Source organism: Kitasatospora sp. NPDC089797, from assembly GCF_040684795.1.
Taxonomy (GTDB): Bacteria; Actinomycetota; Actinomycetes; order Streptomycetales; family Streptomycetaceae; genus Kitasatospora.
On sequence record NZ_JBFBGS010000034.1, the window covers coordinates 22,683 to 39,730 of the forward strand.

At 75.4% G+C, this 17,048-nt stretch carries 17 protein-coding genes; 9 read left to right on the plus strand and 8 right to left on the minus strand.

Annotated features, from left to right (window positions below; genetic code table 11):
* Positions 1-59 precede the first annotated feature (59 nt).
* Positions 60-1,022, minus strand: coding sequence for a YafY family protein (locus AB0O91_RS26095; protein ID WP_363437501.1), 963 nt, complete (start codon positions 1,020-1,022; stop codon positions 60-62).
* A 133-nt stretch (positions 1,023-1,155) separates the two neighbouring features.
* Between AB0O91_RS26095 and AB0O91_RS26100 the strand changes: the two genes are divergently transcribed.
* From AB0O91_RS26100 to AB0O91_RS26115, 4 genes are all read left to right on the plus strand, one after another.
* A complete protein-coding gene (locus AB0O91_RS26100) occupies positions 1,156-1,890 on the plus strand; it encodes an alpha/beta fold hydrolase (RefSeq protein WP_363437504.1) in 735 nt (244 codons plus the stop codon).
* A 129-nt stretch (positions 1,891-2,019) separates the two neighbouring features.
* Positions 2,020-3,465, plus strand: coding sequence for an NAD(P)/FAD-dependent oxidoreductase (locus tag AB0O91_RS26105; protein ID WP_363437507.1), 1,446 nt, complete (start codon positions 2,020-2,022; stop codon positions 3,463-3,465).
* Between the two features lie 200 nt (positions 3,466-3,665).
* On the plus strand, positions 3,666-4,760 hold the full coding sequence (locus AB0O91_RS26110) for an exo-alpha-sialidase (RefSeq protein WP_363437510.1): 1,095 nt from the start codon (positions 3,666-3,668) through the stop codon (positions 4,758-4,760).
* Positions 4,761-4,897: 137 nt separating this feature from the next.
* The gene (locus tag AB0O91_RS26115; protein WP_363437512.1) at positions 4,898-5,662 is read left to right on the plus strand and encodes a GNAT family N-acetyltransferase; all 765 of its coding nucleotides are present in this window, start codon (positions 4,898-4,900) and stop codon (positions 5,660-5,662) included.
* 106 nt (positions 5,663-5,768) lie between these two features.
* On the opposite strand, the gene AB0O91_RS26120 is transcribed toward AB0O91_RS26115, so the two are convergent.
* Complete coding sequence (locus AB0O91_RS26120) at positions 5,769-6,626, minus strand: DMT family transporter (RefSeq protein WP_363437514.1); 858 nt, start codon at positions 6,624-6,626, stop codon at positions 5,769-5,771.
* Positions 6,627-6,700: 74 nt separating this feature from the next.
* On the opposite strand from AB0O91_RS26120, the gene AB0O91_RS26125 reads away from it, so the two are divergent.
* Positions 6,701-7,567 carry a MurR/RpiR family transcriptional regulator gene (locus AB0O91_RS26125; protein ID WP_363437517.1) on the plus strand — a complete coding sequence of 289 codons (867 nt, stop codon included), beginning with the start codon at positions 6,701-6,703 and terminating at the stop codon, positions 7,565-7,567.
* Positions 7,568-7,587: 20 nt separating this feature from the next.
* Here AB0O91_RS26125 and AB0O91_RS26130 read toward each other — a convergent pair whose 3' ends face one another.
* Positions 7,588-8,541 carry a DUF4436 family protein gene (locus AB0O91_RS26130; RefSeq protein WP_363437519.1) on the minus strand — a complete coding sequence of 318 codons (954 nt, stop codon included), beginning with the start codon at positions 8,539-8,541 and terminating at the stop codon, positions 7,588-7,590.
* A 159-nt stretch (positions 8,542-8,700) separates the two neighbouring features.
* Here AB0O91_RS26130 and AB0O91_RS26135 point away from each other — a divergent pair, with 159 nt between their 5' ends.
* Complete coding sequence (locus AB0O91_RS26135; RefSeq protein WP_363437522.1) at positions 8,701-9,777, plus strand: LacI family DNA-binding transcriptional regulator; 1,077 nt, start codon at positions 8,701-8,703, stop codon at positions 9,775-9,777.
* Here AB0O91_RS26135 and AB0O91_RS26140 read toward each other — a convergent pair.
* From AB0O91_RS26140 to AB0O91_RS26150, 3 genes are all read right to left on the minus strand, one after another.
* A complete protein-coding gene (locus AB0O91_RS26140; protein ID WP_363437524.1) occupies positions 9,744-10,781 on the minus strand; it encodes an endonuclease/exonuclease/phosphatase family protein in 1,038 nt (345 codons plus the stop codon). The genes AB0O91_RS26135 and AB0O91_RS26140 overlap by 34 nt on opposite strands.
* A 230-nt stretch (positions 10,782-11,011) precedes the next feature.
* Positions 11,012-11,530 (minus strand): GNAT family protein, encoded by a 519-nt coding sequence (locus tag AB0O91_RS26145; protein WP_363437526.1) that lies wholly within the window; start codon positions 11,528-11,530, stop codon positions 11,012-11,014.
* A 136-nt stretch (positions 11,531-11,666) separates the two neighbouring features.
* Positions 11,667-12,149, minus strand: coding sequence for a molybdopterin-dependent oxidoreductase (locus AB0O91_RS26150; RefSeq protein WP_363437529.1), 483 nt, complete (start codon positions 12,147-12,149; stop codon positions 11,667-11,669).
* Positions 12,150-12,543: 394 nt separating this feature from the next.
* Between AB0O91_RS26150 and AB0O91_RS26155 the strand changes: the two genes are divergently transcribed.
* Complete coding sequence (locus tag AB0O91_RS26155; protein ID WP_363437531.1) at positions 12,544-14,154, plus strand: PucR family transcriptional regulator; 1,611 nt, start codon at positions 12,544-12,546, stop codon at positions 14,152-14,154.
* On the opposite strand, the gene AB0O91_RS26160 is transcribed toward AB0O91_RS26155, so the two are convergent.
* The gene (locus tag AB0O91_RS26160) at positions 14,136-14,540 is read right to left on the minus strand and encodes a hypothetical protein (protein WP_363437534.1); all 405 of its coding nucleotides are present in this window, start codon (positions 14,538-14,540) and stop codon (positions 14,136-14,138) included. The genes AB0O91_RS26155 and AB0O91_RS26160 overlap by 19 nt on opposite strands.
* Positions 14,541-14,736: 196 nt before the next feature.
* On the opposite strand from AB0O91_RS26160, the gene AB0O91_RS26165 reads away from it, so the two are divergent.
* Both AB0O91_RS26165 and AB0O91_RS26170 read left to right on the plus strand, forming a co-directional pair.
* Positions 14,737-15,108, plus strand: a complete 372-nt coding sequence (locus tag AB0O91_RS26165) for a YciI family protein (protein WP_363437536.1) — start codon at positions 14,737-14,739, stop codon at positions 15,106-15,108.
* Between the two features lie 65 nt (positions 15,109-15,173).
* On the plus strand, positions 15,174-16,424 hold the full coding sequence (locus AB0O91_RS26170; protein WP_363437539.1) for a DUF6596 domain-containing protein: 1,251 nt from the start codon (positions 15,174-15,176) through the stop codon (positions 16,422-16,424).
* Positions 16,425-16,505: 81 nt separating this feature from the next.
* Here AB0O91_RS26170 and AB0O91_RS26175 read toward each other — a convergent pair whose 3' ends face one another.
* Complete coding sequence (locus tag AB0O91_RS26175; protein WP_363437709.1) at positions 16,506-16,973, minus strand: MarR family transcriptional regulator; 468 nt, start codon at positions 16,971-16,973, stop codon at positions 16,506-16,508.
* Positions 16,974-17,048: the final 75 nt, after the last annotated feature.

Here is a 17,048-nt window from a genome sequence, read left to right on the forward strand (position 1 = left end):
ACGCTCCCCGGGCCCCGTGGCGTGTCCGGGCCGCGACCGTCCGGCCCGGACCGTGCCCGTCAGGCCGGGTCCGCGCCCCAGTCGGCGAGCCGGGCCGCCAGCGCCCGGACCTCCGCCCGGAGTTCGGCGGGCTCGCGGACGGTGAACGGCCACCCCAGGCCGGCCAGCAGCACCGCGACGCCGTCCAGGTTCTGCGCCCGGGCCCGCAACAGCACCCGGTCCGCGGCGAGTTCGGTGAGCGTGCCGACGGCGGGCGACAGCCGGCGCCGGGCCTCCGCGAGGCCGACCCCCAGCTCCACCACCACCCGGTGCCGCCAGGGCGCCTCGGCCAGCGACTCCACCACCCGCTGCACCGGGTCGAAGTCCTCGGGCGGCTCGAAGCCGGTCTCCCCCGCGACGACCTGCTCGATCCGGTCCAGCCGGAAGGTGCGCGGCTCGCCGCTGCGGTGGTCGAGGCCGGTGGTGTACCAGCGGCCGGAGTGGAAGACCAGGCCGTACGGGTCGAAGTCGCGCTCGCTCGGCCTGTTCTCGCGGTCCCGGTAGGCGAGCCGCACCCGGCGCCGCCGGCGGGCCGCCCCGGCCAGGGTGAACAGCGCGCCGGCCGCCGGACCGGGGCCGACCACCGGGGTGGCGGAGAGGCCGAGGGTCTGTTCGACGGCCGTGATCCGCTCCCGCAGCGGCGGCGGGAGCACCCGCTGGATCTTGGCGAGCGCCGTCCCGGCGGCCTGCTCCCCCACCGACAGGCCCGAACTGCGCCCGGCCAGCAGGCCGAGCACCACCGAGGCGGCCTCCTCGGGGTTGAGCATCAGCGGCGGCAGCCGGTAACCGGGCAGCAGGCGGTAGCCGCCGTAACGGCCCCGCTCGGCCCGCACCGGGATGCCGAGTTCGACCAGGCGGGCGGTGTAGCGGCGGACGGTGCGCTCGTCCACGTCCAGCCGGGCGGCCAGTTCGGCGCCGGTCAGACCGGGGCGGTCCTGGAGCAGCTCCAGCAGGGCGAGCACACGGCTGACCGGGTGATCCATCGATGCGCTCCTTCCGGGCCGACCCGCCGGGACATCCGCCGGGACATCCGGGCGGGTTCCGTCCGGATTCGATCCTAGAGTCGCCGGTGACGGGGCCCGGCAGGAGGCGCCCGTACGGAAGGAGCGTTCCCTCATGAGCACGTTCGTACTGGTCCCCGGGTTCTGGCTGGGTGCCTGGGCCTGGGACGAGGTGGCCGCGCCGCTGCGCGCGGCCGGGCACGGGGTCCATCCGGTGAGCCTGCCGGGGCTCGCCGAACGGGCCGGCGAGCAGGGCGACTTCGGGCTGGAGGAGCAGATCGCCGACCTGGCCGGCCGGCTGGTCCGGGAGGACCTGTGGGACGTGGTGCTGGTCGCGCACAGCGGCGCCTGCGCCCCGGTGGGCGGGGTCGCCGACCGGCTGCCGGAACGGATCCGGCGGGTCGTCCATCTGGACAGCGGCCCGATGGCCGACGGCACCTCGGTGTCCGACCTCTGGCCGCCCGACTTCCGGGCCGAGGCCGACGCCACCGCGGTCGACGGCCGCCTCCCGGCCCCCTCCTGGGAGTACCTGGCCGCCCACGGCTCCAGCACCGAGGGCCTGGACGGGGCGGCGCTGGAGCGGATCGGCGCCCGGCTCACCCCGCAGCCGGTCGGGTCCTACCGCGACCGGCTGCGGCTGACCGGCGCCGGGGCCGCGCTGCCGCAGGCCCTGGTCTCCTGCTCCCTCCCGCTCGAGCAGGTCCGGGCGATGATCGCCGCCGGACACCCGTGGTTCGCCGGAATGGCCGGGCCGGGCTGGGAGTTGCGCGAACTCCCCACCGGGCACTGGCCGATGTTCTCCCGCCCGGCCGACACCGCCGCGGTCCTGGCGGAGCTCGCGGCAATCTGACCCGGTCCGCGTGTTCGCCCGCGCGCGGGCCCGTCCACCCCGCAGGATGTCGCAGGACGGAGCCCGCGCCGCACGCCGTCCGAGCGTCGCCGGCGCGGGCGCAGCACGCGGGAGCACGGAGGACGGGACATGACCAGCAGCACCCCCGAGGAGTACGACGTCATCGTCCTGGGCGCCGGCCCGACCGGTGAGAACGTCGCCGACCGGACCGTCGCCGCCGGGCTGCGCACGGTGATCGTGGAGGCCGAACTGGTCGGCGGCGAGTGCTCGTACTGGGCCTGCATGCCGAGCAAGGCGCTGCTGCGCCCGGCCGCCGCGCTCACCGACGCCCGCACGGTGGCCGGCGCCCGCGAGGCGGTCGGCGGGGCGCGGCTGGACGCGGCGGCCGTGCTGGCCCGGCGCGACTCCTTCGCCTCGGACTGGAAGGACGACGGCCAGGTGCAGTGGCTGCGGGACTCCGGCATCGAGCTGGTCCGCGGCCACGGCCGGCTGGCCGGCGTGCGGACCGTCACGGTGGAGGCGGAGGACGGCAGCGAGCGGGTGCTCACCGCCCGGCACGCCGTCGCGGTGTGCACCGGCAGCCGGCCGGTGCTGCCCGCCGACGTGCCCGGGCTGGCGGAGGCGCACCCGTGGACCAACCGGGAGGCGACCTCCGCGAAGACCGTCCCGGGGCGCCTCGCGGTGGTCGGCGGCGGGGTGGTCGGGGTGGAGATGGCCACCGCCTGGCGGGCGCTCGGCTCCGAGGTGGTGCTGCTGGTGCGCGGCGACGCGCTGCTGCCGCGGCTGGAGCCCTTCGCGGGCGAGCTGGTCGCGGAGGCGCTGCGGGAGGCCGGCGTCGACCTGCGCTTCGGGACCGAGGTGACGGCGGTGGAACGGACCGGGGGCGCCGGACCGGTGGCGCTCACGCTCGGCGACGGCGGGCGGCTGACCGTCGACGAGGTGCTCTACGCGACCGGCCGCGCCCCGCGCACCGCCGACATCGGGCTGGAGCAGGTCGGGCTGCGGCCGGGCGGCTGGTTGGACGTGGACGACAGCTGCACGGTGCGGGGCGTGGACGGCGAGTGGCTGTACGCCGCCGGGGACGTCAACCACCGGGCGCTGCTCACCCACCAGGGCAAGTACCAGGCCCGGATCACCGGTGCGGTGATCGCCGCCCGCGCCCAGGGACGCGCGCTGGACACCTCGCGCTGGGGCGCGCACTCCGCGTCCGCCGACCTGGCCGGCGCGCCGCAGGTGGTGTTCACGCAGCCGGAGGTCGCGGCGGTCGGCGTGACCCTGGCCGAGGCCGAGCGGCTCGGGCTGCGGGTCGCTCACGTCGACCACGAGATCGGCAACGTCGCCGGGGCCTCGCTCTACGCCGACGGCTACCGGGGCCGGGCCCGGGTGGTGTTCGACCTGGACCGGGAGGTGATCGTCGGCGCCTGCCTGGTCGGCCCGGCCGTCGCCGAGCTGCTGCACTCGGCGACCGTCGCCGTGGTCGGCGAGGTGCCGATCGACCGGCTCTGGCACGCCGTCCCCGCCTACCCGACGATCAGCGAGGTGTGGCTGCGGCTGCTGGAGGGCTGCCGGGGGTAGCGCCCGCCCGACCCGCCGCGCGGCGTGGCGTGGCGTGGAGCGGCGCCGCGCGGCCCCGGCGCCGCGCGGCCCCGGCGCGGCACGGTCCCGGCGCGGCGGGATGTGGCCGTCGGCGGACGGCGGGACACTGGCGGTGGGGCCCGCCCGGCGCGCCCCGAGGGGGCCGTCCCGGGGGGCCGTACCCGTAGGTGGTGTGAGGCATGACCGAGGTGCTGTTGGCCGTCGGAACCGAGAAGGGCCTCTTTCTCGGCCGCAGCCGCGACCGGCTGGACTGGGAGTTCAGCGGGCCGCACTTCCCGATGAACGCGATCTACTCCGTGTCGATCGACCGCCGCGCGGACCGGACCAGACTCCTGGTCGGCGCCGACAGCAGCCACTGGGGCCCCTCGGTGTGGCGCTCCGACGACCTCGGCGCCACCTGGTCCGAGCCGGCCCGGCCGGCGATCCGCTTCCCCGAGTCCACCGGTGCCTCGCTCACCCGGGTCTGGCAGCTCCAGCCCGCCGGGCCGGAGGCCCCCGGCGTGGTGTACGCGGGCACCGAACCCGCCGCGCTGTTCCGCTCCACCGACGGCGGCGAGACCTTCGCCCTGGTCGAGTCGCTCTGGAACCACCCCCAGCGGACCGAGTGGGGCGCCGGCTACGGCGGCCAGGGACTGCACACCATCCTCACCGACCCGCGCGACCCGCAGCGGCTGCTGGTCGCCGTCTCCAGCGGCGGCGTCTACCGCAGCAAGGACGGCGGGGACACCTGGGCGCCCGCCAACACCGGCCTGCGCGCCGAGTTCTTCCCGGAGGAGCGGCAGTACCCCGAGTTCGGCCAGTGCGTCCACAAGATCGCCCCGGACCCGGTCCACCCCGACCGGCTCTACCTGCAGAACCACGGCGGCGTCTACCGCAGCGACGACTGGGGCGGAACCTGGCGCTCCATCGTGGACGGGCTGCCCGCCGAGTTCGGCTTCGCGGTCGCCGCCCACCCGCGCCGGGGCGACACCGCCTACCTCTTCCCGCTCGGCGGCTCCGACGACCGGATCCCGCCCGGCCGCCGCTGCCGGGTCTTCCGCACCACGGACGCCGGCACCAGCTGGCAGCAACTGGCGGACGGCCTGCCGGGCGAGGACCACTACGGCATCGTGCTGCGCGACGCCCTGCGCACCGACGACGCCGAGCCCGCCGGGATCTACTTCGGCAACCGGACCGGCGACGTCTACGGCAGCCACGACGAGGGCGAGACCTGGTCGCTGCTGGTCTCCCACCTGCCGGACGTGCTCTGCGTCCGTGCGGCGGTGGTGGGTTGACCGTCCGCCACCGGGTGCTCGCCGTCGGCCCGACCTCAGGAACGCGCTGGTCGAAAACCCGTTGCGCGGACCCCTCGCGATGGTGAGCATGGGCCGCCGACGAACGATCTCGTGAATCTCGTGAATGAGGTGGGGCCATGACGGACGCGGACCGGGTGATCAGGCGGAACGGCGACGGCATACCGGTGCTGGGCTACCTGGAGGGCGAGCGGGAGGGGCGGCCCTGGGCCGACCTGCTGGAGGTCCTGGACGACTCGCTGGACGCAGCGCGCGCGGCGGAGCTCGTCCGCGCCGAACTGCCCGGCTGGGTGGTCTCCGGCACCCCCGAGCTCGGGCAGCAGTTGCTGGAGCGGGGCGCACGGAAACTGCGGCACGCCCACACCTTCCGGCGCGACCTGCGCGCCGACCCCCCGCCCGCCGACTGGGCCGGGGCACCGCTGCGCGAGGGCCTGCGGGCGGTGCCCTGCGACCGCGCGCCGGAGGACCTGCTGGAGCCCTGGCGGGCCGCCTTCGACCCGGCCCACGTGGACCACTTCGCCGGTGACGACGCCCAGGCCCTGGCCGAGCGGATCGGCCCGCTGCTGGCCGGGCAGGCCATCGGCCCGGTGCTGCCCTCCAGCCTGCTCGCCGTGGACGCCGAGGACCGGGTGGTCGGCGCCGCCGTGCTGACCGACCGCGACGGCCTGCCGTGGGTCGCCGAGGTCTTCCGCCACCCGCAGCGCGGCTACCGCGGCCTCGGCGCCGACCTGCTGCGCCGGGCGGTCGCGGACGCCGCCGACCGCGGGCTGGCCGACGTGCACCTGGTGGTCTCCGAGGGCAACCCGGCCCGCCGGGTCTACGAGGCCCTGGGCTTCCTGCTGACGGAGACCTCGCTGACCGTGGTCGTGCCGGACGCGGCCTGAGGCTCCCGGGGCCGCCAGGCGCTGAGTCCCGAGCCCTGAGTCCCGAGCCCTGAGCCCTGAGTCCTGAACCCCGAGCCGTGGGTGGCAGGGGTCAGGGCGCCCGGGCTCAGGGCCTGGCCAGCTCCAGCACCGCGATGCCGCCGAGGACGGTGGCTGCGGCAGTCAGCCGCAGCCGGCCGAGGCGTTCCCGGAACACCACGGTGGCGATCAGGGCGGCGATCACGATGCTGGTCTCGCGCAGCGCCGCGATCGTCGCGAGGTCGCCCCGGGACTGCGCCCAGACCACCAGGCCGTACGCCGTCAGCGACAGCACTCCGCCGAGGACGCCGACCGGCAGCACCGCTCGCACCCCGGTGAGCAGGGTGCGGCCGCGCCGGGCCCAGGCCACCGCCACCAGGGCCGGCCCCTGGAGCAGGAACAGCCAGGCCACGTAGCCGCCGACGGTGCCGGCGTGCCGGACGCCGCTGCCGTCCAGCACGGTGTACCCGGCGATCATCACGCCCGTCCCGGCGGCGGCGGCGAGAGCGGGCAGCTGCGCCCGCCCGGGTATGCCCTGGGCGAAGGCCAACCCGATCAGGCCGCAGGAGATCACCACCACGCCCACCAGTTCGCCAGCACCCGGGTGCTGGCCGAGCAGCACGACCGACAGCAGCGCCACCAGCAGCGGCGCCGAGCCGCGGGCGATCGGGTACATCTGCCCGAAGTCGCCCAGCTGGTAGGCCCGCAGCAGCAGGACCGTGGAGAGCGTCTGGACCACCGTGGAGGCCAGCAGGTAGGGCCAGGCCGCGGCGGCCGGCAGCGGGTTGACCACGACCAGCACCAGGGCGCAGGCGGTGTACGTCAGGTTGATCAGCGCGAAGCCGACCATCTTGTCCGGGATCCGGTGTGCCAGCCCGTTCCACACCGCGTGCAGCACGGCGGCCGCGAGCACGACCAGCGGCACGGCCGACCCGACTTCTGACATGGCGAAGCTCCCCTCCTGTCGGCCCGCCGGATTTCCGGCGGACTCGGAACCGGATTCCACGCTACCCTGGATCCATGGAAGAACGTTCCGAATTTTTCACGCCCCTGGAATCCCGGCTGGCCGCGCAGATCCGGTCCCGGCTCGGCGAGCTGCGCGGCACCGAGGCGAGGGTCGCCCAGGTGGTGCTGGACCGCGGCACGGACCTGGTGCACCTGAGCGTCAGCGACGTCGCGGCGCTGGCCGGAACGGCCCCCTCCTCGGTCGTCCGGGCCTGCCAGCGGCTCGGCTTCCGCGGCTTCCAGGAGCTGAAGATCGCCGCCGCCCGGCACGCCCCCGCCGCCCCGGTCCCGGCCGGGTCCACCGACGACCCGGCCGCCCGGGCGCTCGCCGACACCGTGCGCGCCGCCCGGGTGGCCCTGGACGGGATCACCGCCACGCTCGGGCCGGACGACCTGCGCGCGGCCGCCGAACTGCTGGACGGCGCCCCCCGGGTGCTCCTGGTCGGCACCGGGCTGTCCGGCGCGGTGGCGCTCGACCTCGCCTACCGGCTGCGCGCCCTCGGCCTCCCGGTGGACTCCCCGGCCGACGCGATGACCGCCCAGCTGGCGGCCGCCGGCCTCCCGCGGGGCGCGGTCTGCGTGGCCGTCAGCCACACCGGCGCCACCCGCAGCGTGGTGGACACCGCCCGGGCCGCCCGGACGGCCGGCGCCGAGGTGCTGGCGCTCACCAGCTACGCCCGCTCGCCGCTCACCGAGACGGCGACCTGCGTCCTGGTCGCCGGCGGTCAGGACCTGGTCTTCGGCCTGGAGACCACGGCCAGCCGGCTCGCCCACCTGACCGCCGTGGACGCGCTCGCCCAGACCCTGCTGACGCTGCGCGGGCCGCGCGCGGAGCAGTCCCTCCGGCTCGCGGCGGACATCTGCGCGGACTACGCGTACTGACCGGGCCCGCTCATTCGGGCCTAGGTGCCCGGTCGGTGGGCGCCCTCGACCCGGGCGCCGCGCACCACGACCATGGTCAGGCCGACCGCGACCAGCAGCTCCGCCCAGAAGAACGCCGCGTAGTCCAGCAGCGAGCCGATCGGCGGGGTGCCGGGTGCGGCGTTGCGCATCCCGACGAGGGCGAACAGGGTGGCCGCCATCCAGCTCAGGGCGGGCCAGACGATCCCGCGCCGCTGCCGGACGATCAGCCAGGCCGCCACCAGGACGGACAGGGCCAGCGCCCACATCGCCGCCATCATGAACCAGGCCAGGATGAAGGTGCTGCGGGAGCGGCTGATCCCCTCGTCGACGGCGATGCCGAGGCCGTCGGTCTCCTGTGCGCCCGGGGTGAAGGCGAAGAACGGGTCGGCCTCCTGGATGTCGATCACCACCGGGGTCGGCCTGCCGTCGGCCGTGGCCCGGAACCCGATCCGGGCGCGGTAGGCGTCGAAGGGGTAGTCGGTGACCCGGCCCTCGAACAGGCTGAACGACATCGGGCTGGAGGGGATCGGCTGGCCGGCCGGGTACTTGAGGACGGTCTGTTCCAGCGAGGTGGTCTCCAGCACCACGTCCTGCGCCGGGATCTGCTGGATGCCGGACGCCCCCAGGGCGCCGTGGGGCTGGACCAGGATCTTGGCGGCGACCGTCTCGGCGGCCGCGTCGACCCGCTGGAGCACGACCTGGACCTCCAGGAAGTCCGCCCCGGAGGCCGTACCCACCTTCTGGTCGTGACTGCGGCTGGAGCGCTCGTCGGAGTAGAGCACCAGCCCGGCCGCCACGAACAGCACGATCGCCACCAGCACGGCGTACGCCCGCCAGGGCCGGACCTTCGGCCGGGTGGCGCTCGCGGCGCGCACCCGGGCGTGGATGCGGACCCGCGGCCGGGTGGTCGGGCGCAGGGGCCGGGTGGCCCGGCGGTGCGGCGGCGTGCTCATCGACCTGCTCCCAGCGGTCGGCGGCGGCGGCACCCGCTGCCGCCCGTCCCGCCAGCGTCGGCACGCTACCACCCCCGCCGTCGCCGGGGCGGGCCGGTCGGGCGTACCGCAGGACGCGGGAAACGAGCTGGTCGGAGCCGCTGTGTAGGCTCATCCGTCATGGCGAGGGTGACACGGGACGATGTGGCGCGGGTGGCGGGGACGTCCACGGCGGTCGTGAGCTATGTGATCAACAACGGGCCGCGGCCGGTGGCGCCGGCCACCCGGGCCCGGGTGCTCGCGGCGGTGGAGGAGCTCGGCTACCGGCCCAACCGGGTCGCCCAGGCGATGGCCCGGCGGCGGACCGACCTGCTCGGGATGGTCGTGCCGGACGCCCGGCAGCCCTTCTTCGCCGGGCTGGCGCACGCCGTCGAACAGGCCGCCGCGGAGCACGGCCGGCTGCTGCTGATCGGCAACTCCGACTACGCCGACGAGCGCGAGGCGCACTACATCCGGGCCTTCCTCGGGATGCAGGTGGACGGCCTGATCCTGGTCACCCAGGACCCGGCCGCCCCCGGGCTGACCGGCTTCGACTCGGCCGACGGCACCCCGGTCGTGCTGCTGCACCACCGTTCGGAGAGCGTCGGCGGGGTGGCCGTGGTGGCGGACGACGAGGGCGGCGCCCGCGAGGTGGTGCGCCACCTGCTCGGGCACGGCCACGCCGAGGTGCACTGCTTCGGCGGCACCCTGGCGCTCAGCCCGCTCGACCCGGTCAGCGGGCGCACGGCCGGCTGGGCCGCGGCGCTGGCCGAGGCCGGGCTGGCCACCGCGGGGCGGCTCGTCCCGGCCCCCTTCGACCGGGTCCGGGCGCACGCCGAGGCGCTCGCCCTGCTGGGCCGGCCGGACCGGCCGTCCGCCGTGTTCTGCGCGACGGACGACCAGGCGATCGGCCTGCTGCGGGCCGCCGACGACCTGGGCATCCGGGTGCCGGAGGACCTCGCGGTGGCCGGTTTCGACGACATCGCCGAGGCGGTGATCGCCGGACCGGCGCTGACCACCGTCACCACCGCGCAGGACGAGATGGCCCGGGCCGCGCTGGAGCTGGTGCTCGGCGGACCGGAGCACCGCTCCGCCGGGGCCCGGACCTTCCCGGCCCGGCTGGTGGTGCGGCGCTCCTGCGGCTGCCCGGCCGACCGTCCGGGCCGACCGCCCGGGGCCGACGGTCAGTTCAGCTGGAAGCCGGCCTCGACCGGGTAGTGGTCGCTGGGCGCCTTGGTGTCCGACTGCCCCGGCGTCCAGCCCGCCTGCGGGTCGAAGTCGATCTTCACGGTGGACATCGAGGTCGGCACCGGGCGGCCGGGGGCGTTGAGGTAGCCGATGTAGTCGAGGTCGTCCCGGTAGTCGGCCGGGAAGGTCTCGACGCCGGACATGTACTGGCACCAGGCGGAGACCGGGCAGTCCATGGTGGTGCGGGCCTGGTTCGGGTCGGTGGCCGGGGTGCCGAGGACGCCGTTCACCGCGTTCCGGGCGTTGGTGTAGTCGCCGCGGCCCTGGCCGTGGACGTACTCGACGTTGAGGTCCCCGCCGATCAGCACCGGCGCGCTGCTGCCGACGATGCCGTCGACCCAGGCGCGGATCTCGGCGAGCTGGCCGAGCCGGGTGGACTGGGTGGTGTCGGTGGAGGTGCCCGACTCGTCGGCCTGGAGGTGGGTGCCGACGACCCAGGCGGGGGTGCCGTTCTTGGTGACCTCGACCAGCGCCGCGCCCTTGTTGGCGTGGTAGTCCCAGGTGCCGTAGGTGGAGTTGCTGAAGACGTGGGCGTACTGGGCGCTGATCGGGTACTTGGAGAGGATCATCGTGCCGCCGTTGATGACGAACCACGAGTTGGAGCAGTTGCCGCTGACGCCCGTCCAGCCGCCGCCGGAGCAGACGCCGCCGACCACCGGCGTGCGGTACGGGTAGAGGTCGGCGAGCTTGCTGTTGATGTCGGCGGTCGAGCTGTTGTTGAACTGCTCGTCCAGGACGACCACATCGGCGTTGTGCTGACGGACGATCTGCTCGATCACCGGGGTGCGGGTGGAGGCCCGCTCGTTCTGGGTGCTGTCGACGATGGCGGTGCCGAGGTCGACGTTGAACGCGAACACGGACAGCGTGGTGGTGCTCGCCGTGACCCCGGCGGAGGCGCTCGGGGCGGTGCCGCCGAGCAGGAGTGCGGCGGCGGCCGCCGAGGTGAGGGCGGTGGCCGTGCGACGCGAGAGCATGGGCGTTCTCCTGGGTCCGTCGATCCGGTGGGGCCCGGGCCGGTCGGGGTGACCGACCGCCGGGGATTGGCGGAGGAACGCTAGCTACCGCTCGGTACGTCGGGACGAACGCCAGGCGATCAGTTCCGATCGCTCCTGTGGCGGTGAGGTGTCTGTACAGGTCAGGACGTCTGGCTGACAAGATGTCTGTACACCCTTGCACCCCGGGCGAAGGGGCGGGTGACCTCGCGTCAGCCCTCCGACAGTTCGTCCGCGAGCAGGTCCATCAGCAGGTTGTCGTGCCAACTGCCGTCCGGGCCGCGCTCGTACCGGCGCATCGTGCCGACCGGACGGAAACCGACCTTGGTGTAGCAGCGGATCGCGGCGGCGTTGTCCGCGGCCGGGTCGATCACCAGGCGGTGGTAGTGGTGGTCGTGCACCAGGTGCCGGGCCATGGTGCGCACGGCGTCCGTCCCCAGGCCCAGGCCGTGCACCGAGGGATCCAGGTAGACGTCCATCCCGGCGTGCCGGTACTCGTCGTCGTTCTCGGCGTACCACTGCACGGCGCCGATCACCCGGCCGCCCAGTTCGATCGCGAAGGTCTCGGTGTCGGGCTCCTCCAAGTCCCGCGCGACCTCGTCGACCAGGTCGTCCCCGCCCCGCCAGCGCGCGAACACCTCGGGCGTGCTGCGGATCGCCACCAGCGCCGGGATGTCGTCCGCGGTCGCCGGGCGGAGGGTGACCAGGGTGCCGTGCAGAATCGTCCCCATATGGGGCATGTTGGCACGGAAAACCGGCCCGGGCGAGCGGTTTTCCCCGGCCCGTGGCCCGCCCCGGCGGTCCTGGGCGACTTCCCGGCGGTACCGGGCGACCCCTGACCCCCGGCCCCCGACCCCCCGGGGGGTCCTAGGCGGGCTGCTCGGCCTGGTCGCCGAGCGGGCCCAGCCAGACGGCGGTGACGGCGCTGACGTAGCGGGCGCCGCAGTGGTCGTCGGGGACGACCAGCTGCGGGCCGGCGGCGTCCAGCGGGGTGCCGTCCATGCTGGTGGCCAGCAGGATCCGGCGGCCGCCGAAGTCCGGGTCGATCTCGGCCCAGGAGACCACCGCCCGGTGGCCGTCGGCGCCGACCACGTTGAGCAGGAAGCGCAGGCGCTGCTTGCGGCCGGAGAAGTCGATCCGGGGGCGGGCGGCGAGCAGGACGTCCAGCAGGGCCGGGCCCTCGTAGCCGTGGTGCTGCTCGCCCTCGGTGAGGCAGTCGAAGCTGACCTCGACCCGGTGCGCGGGGAGGGCACGCAGCTGTTCGACGGTCAGCTCGGCCGGCTCGTCGAGGTGGCCGAGCAGCCGGACGGTGGGTGTCGCCGGGGTCGCACCGGATCTCGCCGGGGTCATGGCGCGCTCCTTCCTCCCGGGCCGCGCCACTGCGACCCGGGAGGAGGACTACCCGAAGGGGAGCCCGGGCATTCGCAGCTGCGACTCCGAATGCCCGTATTCACCCGCACCTGCCAAGGCATGGACGCTCCTCACCTGGCATCTGCGGGCAGGTCACGGGGAGCGCCGGAGGAGAAGGCTCGGCACGCCCCGCACAGCGAGTGAAGCAGCCGGGCAATCGGGCGGACCACTGGTTCCGGGCACCGTCCACGGGGCCCTCCGCTGGATGATCCGACAAGAAGATTCACGGTCGCCTCCTTGGCATTTACGATGCCCCTACGCCGATAGCCCTCTCACCTGCGAGAGGAATACAGGCGACGCACCAAGGCGACACCCGGGCGAGAGCGAGCAAGAGATGATCGTCGGCGACCTGCTGCACCTCGACGACCTGTCCATCCGGCTGGCCTGGGGCACCCCGGAACTGCTCGACCGCCCGGTCACCGGCGTCAGCTCCACCGACCTCCAGGACCCGGCCCGCTACCTCCAGCCCGGCGAGCTCGTGCTCACCGGCCTGGTCTGGTGGCGACCCGCCGACGCCTCCGGTGCGCTGCGCTTCGCCACCGCGCTGCGCAGCGCGGGCGTCGCCGCCCTACTGGCCGGCGAGGGCACCCACGGCAGCATCCCGGACGGTCTGGCCGAGGCCTGCCGCACCCACGGCATCCCGCTGCTGGCGGTGCCCGCCGGGGTGAGCTTCCGGGCCGTCACCGACCGGGTCTACCTGCGGCTCTGGGGCGGCCTGCGGGCCGGGGCGCAGGACACCGCGGCGCTCCCGGAGACCGTCCGGAGCGAGCTGCTCGACCTGGTCCGCACCGAGGCCGGGCCGGGCGAGGTCCTGGCCCGCGCGGTCGGCCGGCTCGGGCTGCCGGACTGTTCGATCAGCACCGCCGGCGGTCGCCCGGTCGCCCTCTCCCGGGCCGGGACGGCGGCCGGACCCGGCGGCGGCGCACCGGCGGCGGGAGCCGGCGGAGGCGGGTCGGCGGCGGGAGCCGGTGGGTCGGCGGCCGGACGCGGCGGGTCCGCGCCACCGGCCGGACGCGGCGGGCCCGGGCTGCCGGTCGGCCCCCAGGACGGCTCCCCGTTCGACGGCTGGCGGCTGCGCGCCCATCCGCACACCCCGGCGGCCGAGCCGGCCCTCCAGGGCCTGGCCGAGCTGCTCGCCCCGCTCGCCGCCCGGGCCCGGGCCGCGGCCGCGGCCCGGCGGCGGGCCGCCGGACGGCTGCTGGACGCGCTGGCCGACGACGGCGGGCTCGCCGAGCCGCTCACCGGCTGCGGGCTGGGCGGCGCGGCGGCGCTGGTGGCGGTCACCGCCCGGATCGAACCCGGCCGGACCGGCGACGAGGTGCCCGCCGACTGGGCCGCCCACGCGCTGGCCGAGGCACTGCACCCGCTGGACGTGCCGTACGCGGCCGGCACCGACCGCTCCGGGCGCAGCGCCGCCCTGGTCGCCGCGCCCGTCGAGCGGATCACCGAGCGGCTGCGCCGGGCCCGGCCCGCCCTCCAGGCCCGGCTGACCGGGCGGCGCACCCTGCGGATCGGCGTCGGCCCGGCCGCCCCGGCGGCCGGCGGGGCGCTGCGGGCCGCGCTGGTGCAGGCCCGGTACGTGCTGGCGGGAGCCGCCGGACCGGTCGGCAGCGCGGCCGAACTGGACTCCTTGGAAGGGCTGTTGAGCGGTATCCCGGCCGAGGTGACGGCCGCGTTCCACACCCGGCTGCTGGCCCCGCTGACCGCCCACGACGAGGAGAACAGCGTCTCGCTGCTGGGCACCCTGGCGGTGTTCCTGGACCACGACGGCTCCTGGGCGCGGACGGCGGAGTCGCTGCACATCCACGTCAACACGGTGCACTACCGGATCCGCCGGATCGAGGAGCTGACCGGCCGCAACCTGGCCCGGCTGCGGGACCGGCTCGACCTGCGGGCGGCGCTGCTGTGCGCGCCGGGGTCGGCCGCTCAGGCCCCGTCGGACTGAAGCACCCGGCGGATGTACGCCGTGTAGAACGGCTCGCAGCCGATCAGGACCGGCTCCCCGCCGTCCCGGCACTCGATCACGTCCCAGTGCCTCCGGACCGCCGCCGGGTCACCCGGGCGCCGCTTCCGCACCGCGACCGGCTCCAGGCCGCCGACCGGCAGGGGCCGGGCCCGTACGTCGGCCTCCCGGTCCGGCGAGACCGCGAGCGCCGTGAGCGAGAGGTGCAGGAACGCCGCCCCCGGGCGGCAGTAGGGGCGGTCGCCGAGGACGCAGCCCTCGGAGACCAGGACCCGCCCCGCTCTGAAGAGCCGTGCGGGCGACCGCGTCGACTCCGTCGGCGTCGGCCCCATCGCCGCCGTCAGCACGCCGAGAATCTCCCCCAGCATCGCCGCCTCCCCCTCCACCGCTTCCGTGTTCGAGCCATTCGATCACGGGCCGGCGGACCCGTGGGACCCCTCCGGAGAGGCGGTGGAAAAAATTTCCGCGGTGGATGTCGCGGTGGATGTCGATCCGGGGCCGCCCCGATCGACGCAGGGGTGAGCGGCCGGGGAGAGGCCCCGCCCGCACGACCGAGGAGTCACCATGCCGCGTTTCATGACGCTGATCCGGATCGACGAGAACGCCCGGGAGGGCTGGGAGCCCGACCCCGGGTTCGAGCAGCGGATGGGGGCGCTGTTCGAGGAGATCACCAAGGCGGGGGTGATGCTGGAGACCGCCGGGCTGACCCCGACCGCCCAGGGCACCCGGGTGAGCTGGGCCGACGGGAAGATCGGCTACACCGACGGGCCGTTCACCGAGACCAAGGAGGTCGTCGGCGGCTACGCCGTCCTGCAGTGCAAGGACAAGGGCGAGGCCCTGGAGTGGACCCGGCGCTTCCTGCAGACCCACCCCGCGCAGTGGTCGGTCGAGGCGGAGGTCCGGCAGATCGACGAGATGCCGCAGCCCACGCCGTAACGGCGGCAGCGCTCCTCGACGGCCGTGGCGCTCGTTGCCTCCCGCTCCGCCGCCTGCTCTGATGGGTGGCCGTGACGGAGAGGGATGCCACGGCCGCCGTGGAAGCGGTGTTCCGGATCGAGTCCGCGCGGATCATCGCCGCGACCGCGCGGATCGTCCGGGACCTCGGACTGGCCGAGGAACTGGCGCAGGACGCACTGGTGGCCGCGCTGGAGCAGTGGCCGCGCGAGGGCGTTCCGGACAACCCGGGCGCCTGGTTGACGGCCACCGCCAAACGGCGGGCGATCGACCTGGTGCGCCGCCGGGAGGTGTACGCCCGCAAGCTCGCCGAGGTGGGGCGGTCGCTGACGGACGCGCCGGAGGCGACGGCGGCGGTGGAGCCGACCGGGCCGGACGACATCGACGACGACCTGCTGCGGCTGGTCTTCACCGCCTGCCACCCGGTGCTGTCGGCACAGGCCCGGATCGCGCTCACGCTGCGCCTGCTCGGCGGGCTGACCACCGCCGAGATCGCCCGGGCCTTCCTCGCGCCGGAGCCGACCGTGGCGCAGCGGATCGTCCGGGCGAAGCGGACGCTGGCCCGGGCCGGGGTGGCGTTCGAGGTGCCGTACGGCGAGGACCGGGCGCAGCGGCTGTCCTCGGTGCTGGAGGTCGTCTACCTGATCTTCAACGAGGGGTACTCGGCCACCGCCGGGGACGACCTGCTGCGCCCGCAGCTGTGCGAGGACGCGCTGCGGCTGGCCCGGGTGCTGGCCGCGCTGGTGCCCGCCGAGCCGGAGGTGCACGGGCTGGCCGCGCTGCTGGAGTTCCAGGCCTCCCGGACGGCCGCCCGGACCGGGCCGGACGGGCGGCCGGTCCTGCTGGCCGACCAGAACCGGGCCCGCTGGGACGGGCTGCTGATCCGGCGCGGCTTCGAGGCGTTCCGGCGGGCGGGCGGCGGGCCGTACTCGGTGCAGGCCGCGATCGCCGCCTGCCACGCCCGGGCGCGGCGCTACGAGGACACCGACTGGGCGACGATCGCCGCGCTGTACGGGCGGCTGCTGGTCCTGACGCCCTCGCCGGTGGTGGCGCTGAACCGGGCGGTGGCCGTCTCGATGGACCGGGGCCCGGCCGCCGCGCTGGAGTTGGTGGACGCGCTGGCGGCGGAGCCGGCCCTGCGGGACTACCACCTGCTGCCGAGCGTGCGGGGCGACCTGTTGGCCCGGCTGGGGCGGACGGCGCAGGCACGGGCGGAGTTCGAGCGGGCGGCGGAGCTGACCCGCAACGAGCGGGAGCGGGAGCTGCTGCGGGAGCGGGCGGCCGGGCTGGACGGGTAGCCGGGTGGCCGGGTGGGTGGGTTTCCGCGGGTGGGTGGGCAGCCGTGGGTGGGCGGCCGCGGCGGGCGGGCCGGCGGGTGGCTACGGGGTCTCGTCCTGGCGCAGCCGGGCGCTGACCGTGCCGAGGCTCTCGGCGAGCACGGCCAGCTGTTCGCGGGTGAGCACGTCGATCAGCAGTTCGCGCACCAGGGCGACGTGCCCGGGGGCGGCCTGGCGGATCATCTCCCGCCCCTGGTCGGTGAGTTCGGCGATGACGCCGCGGACGTCGCTGGGGCAGGAGCGGCGGCCGACCAGGCCCATCCGCTCCAGCTGGGTGACCTGGTAGGTGAGTCCGCTCTTGGAGGTGACCAGCTTGTCGGCGAGTTCGGTCATCCGCAGCGAGTCGCCCGGGGCCGCGGAGAGGTGCACCAGGATCTCGTACTGCTGGTGGGAGAGGCCGGAGTCGTCCTTGAGCTGGCGCTCCAGCCGCCGGTTGAGCAGGTTGCTCGCGACGACGAAACCCCGCCAGGCGGCCATCTCGTCCTGGTCGAGCCAGCGGGGTTCGTTCAGTGAGGACATGGGGTGAAGCCTACTCCTGTTGTTCAAATTCGAACGAAGGTGTACCGTCCGGAGCATAGAGGTTCA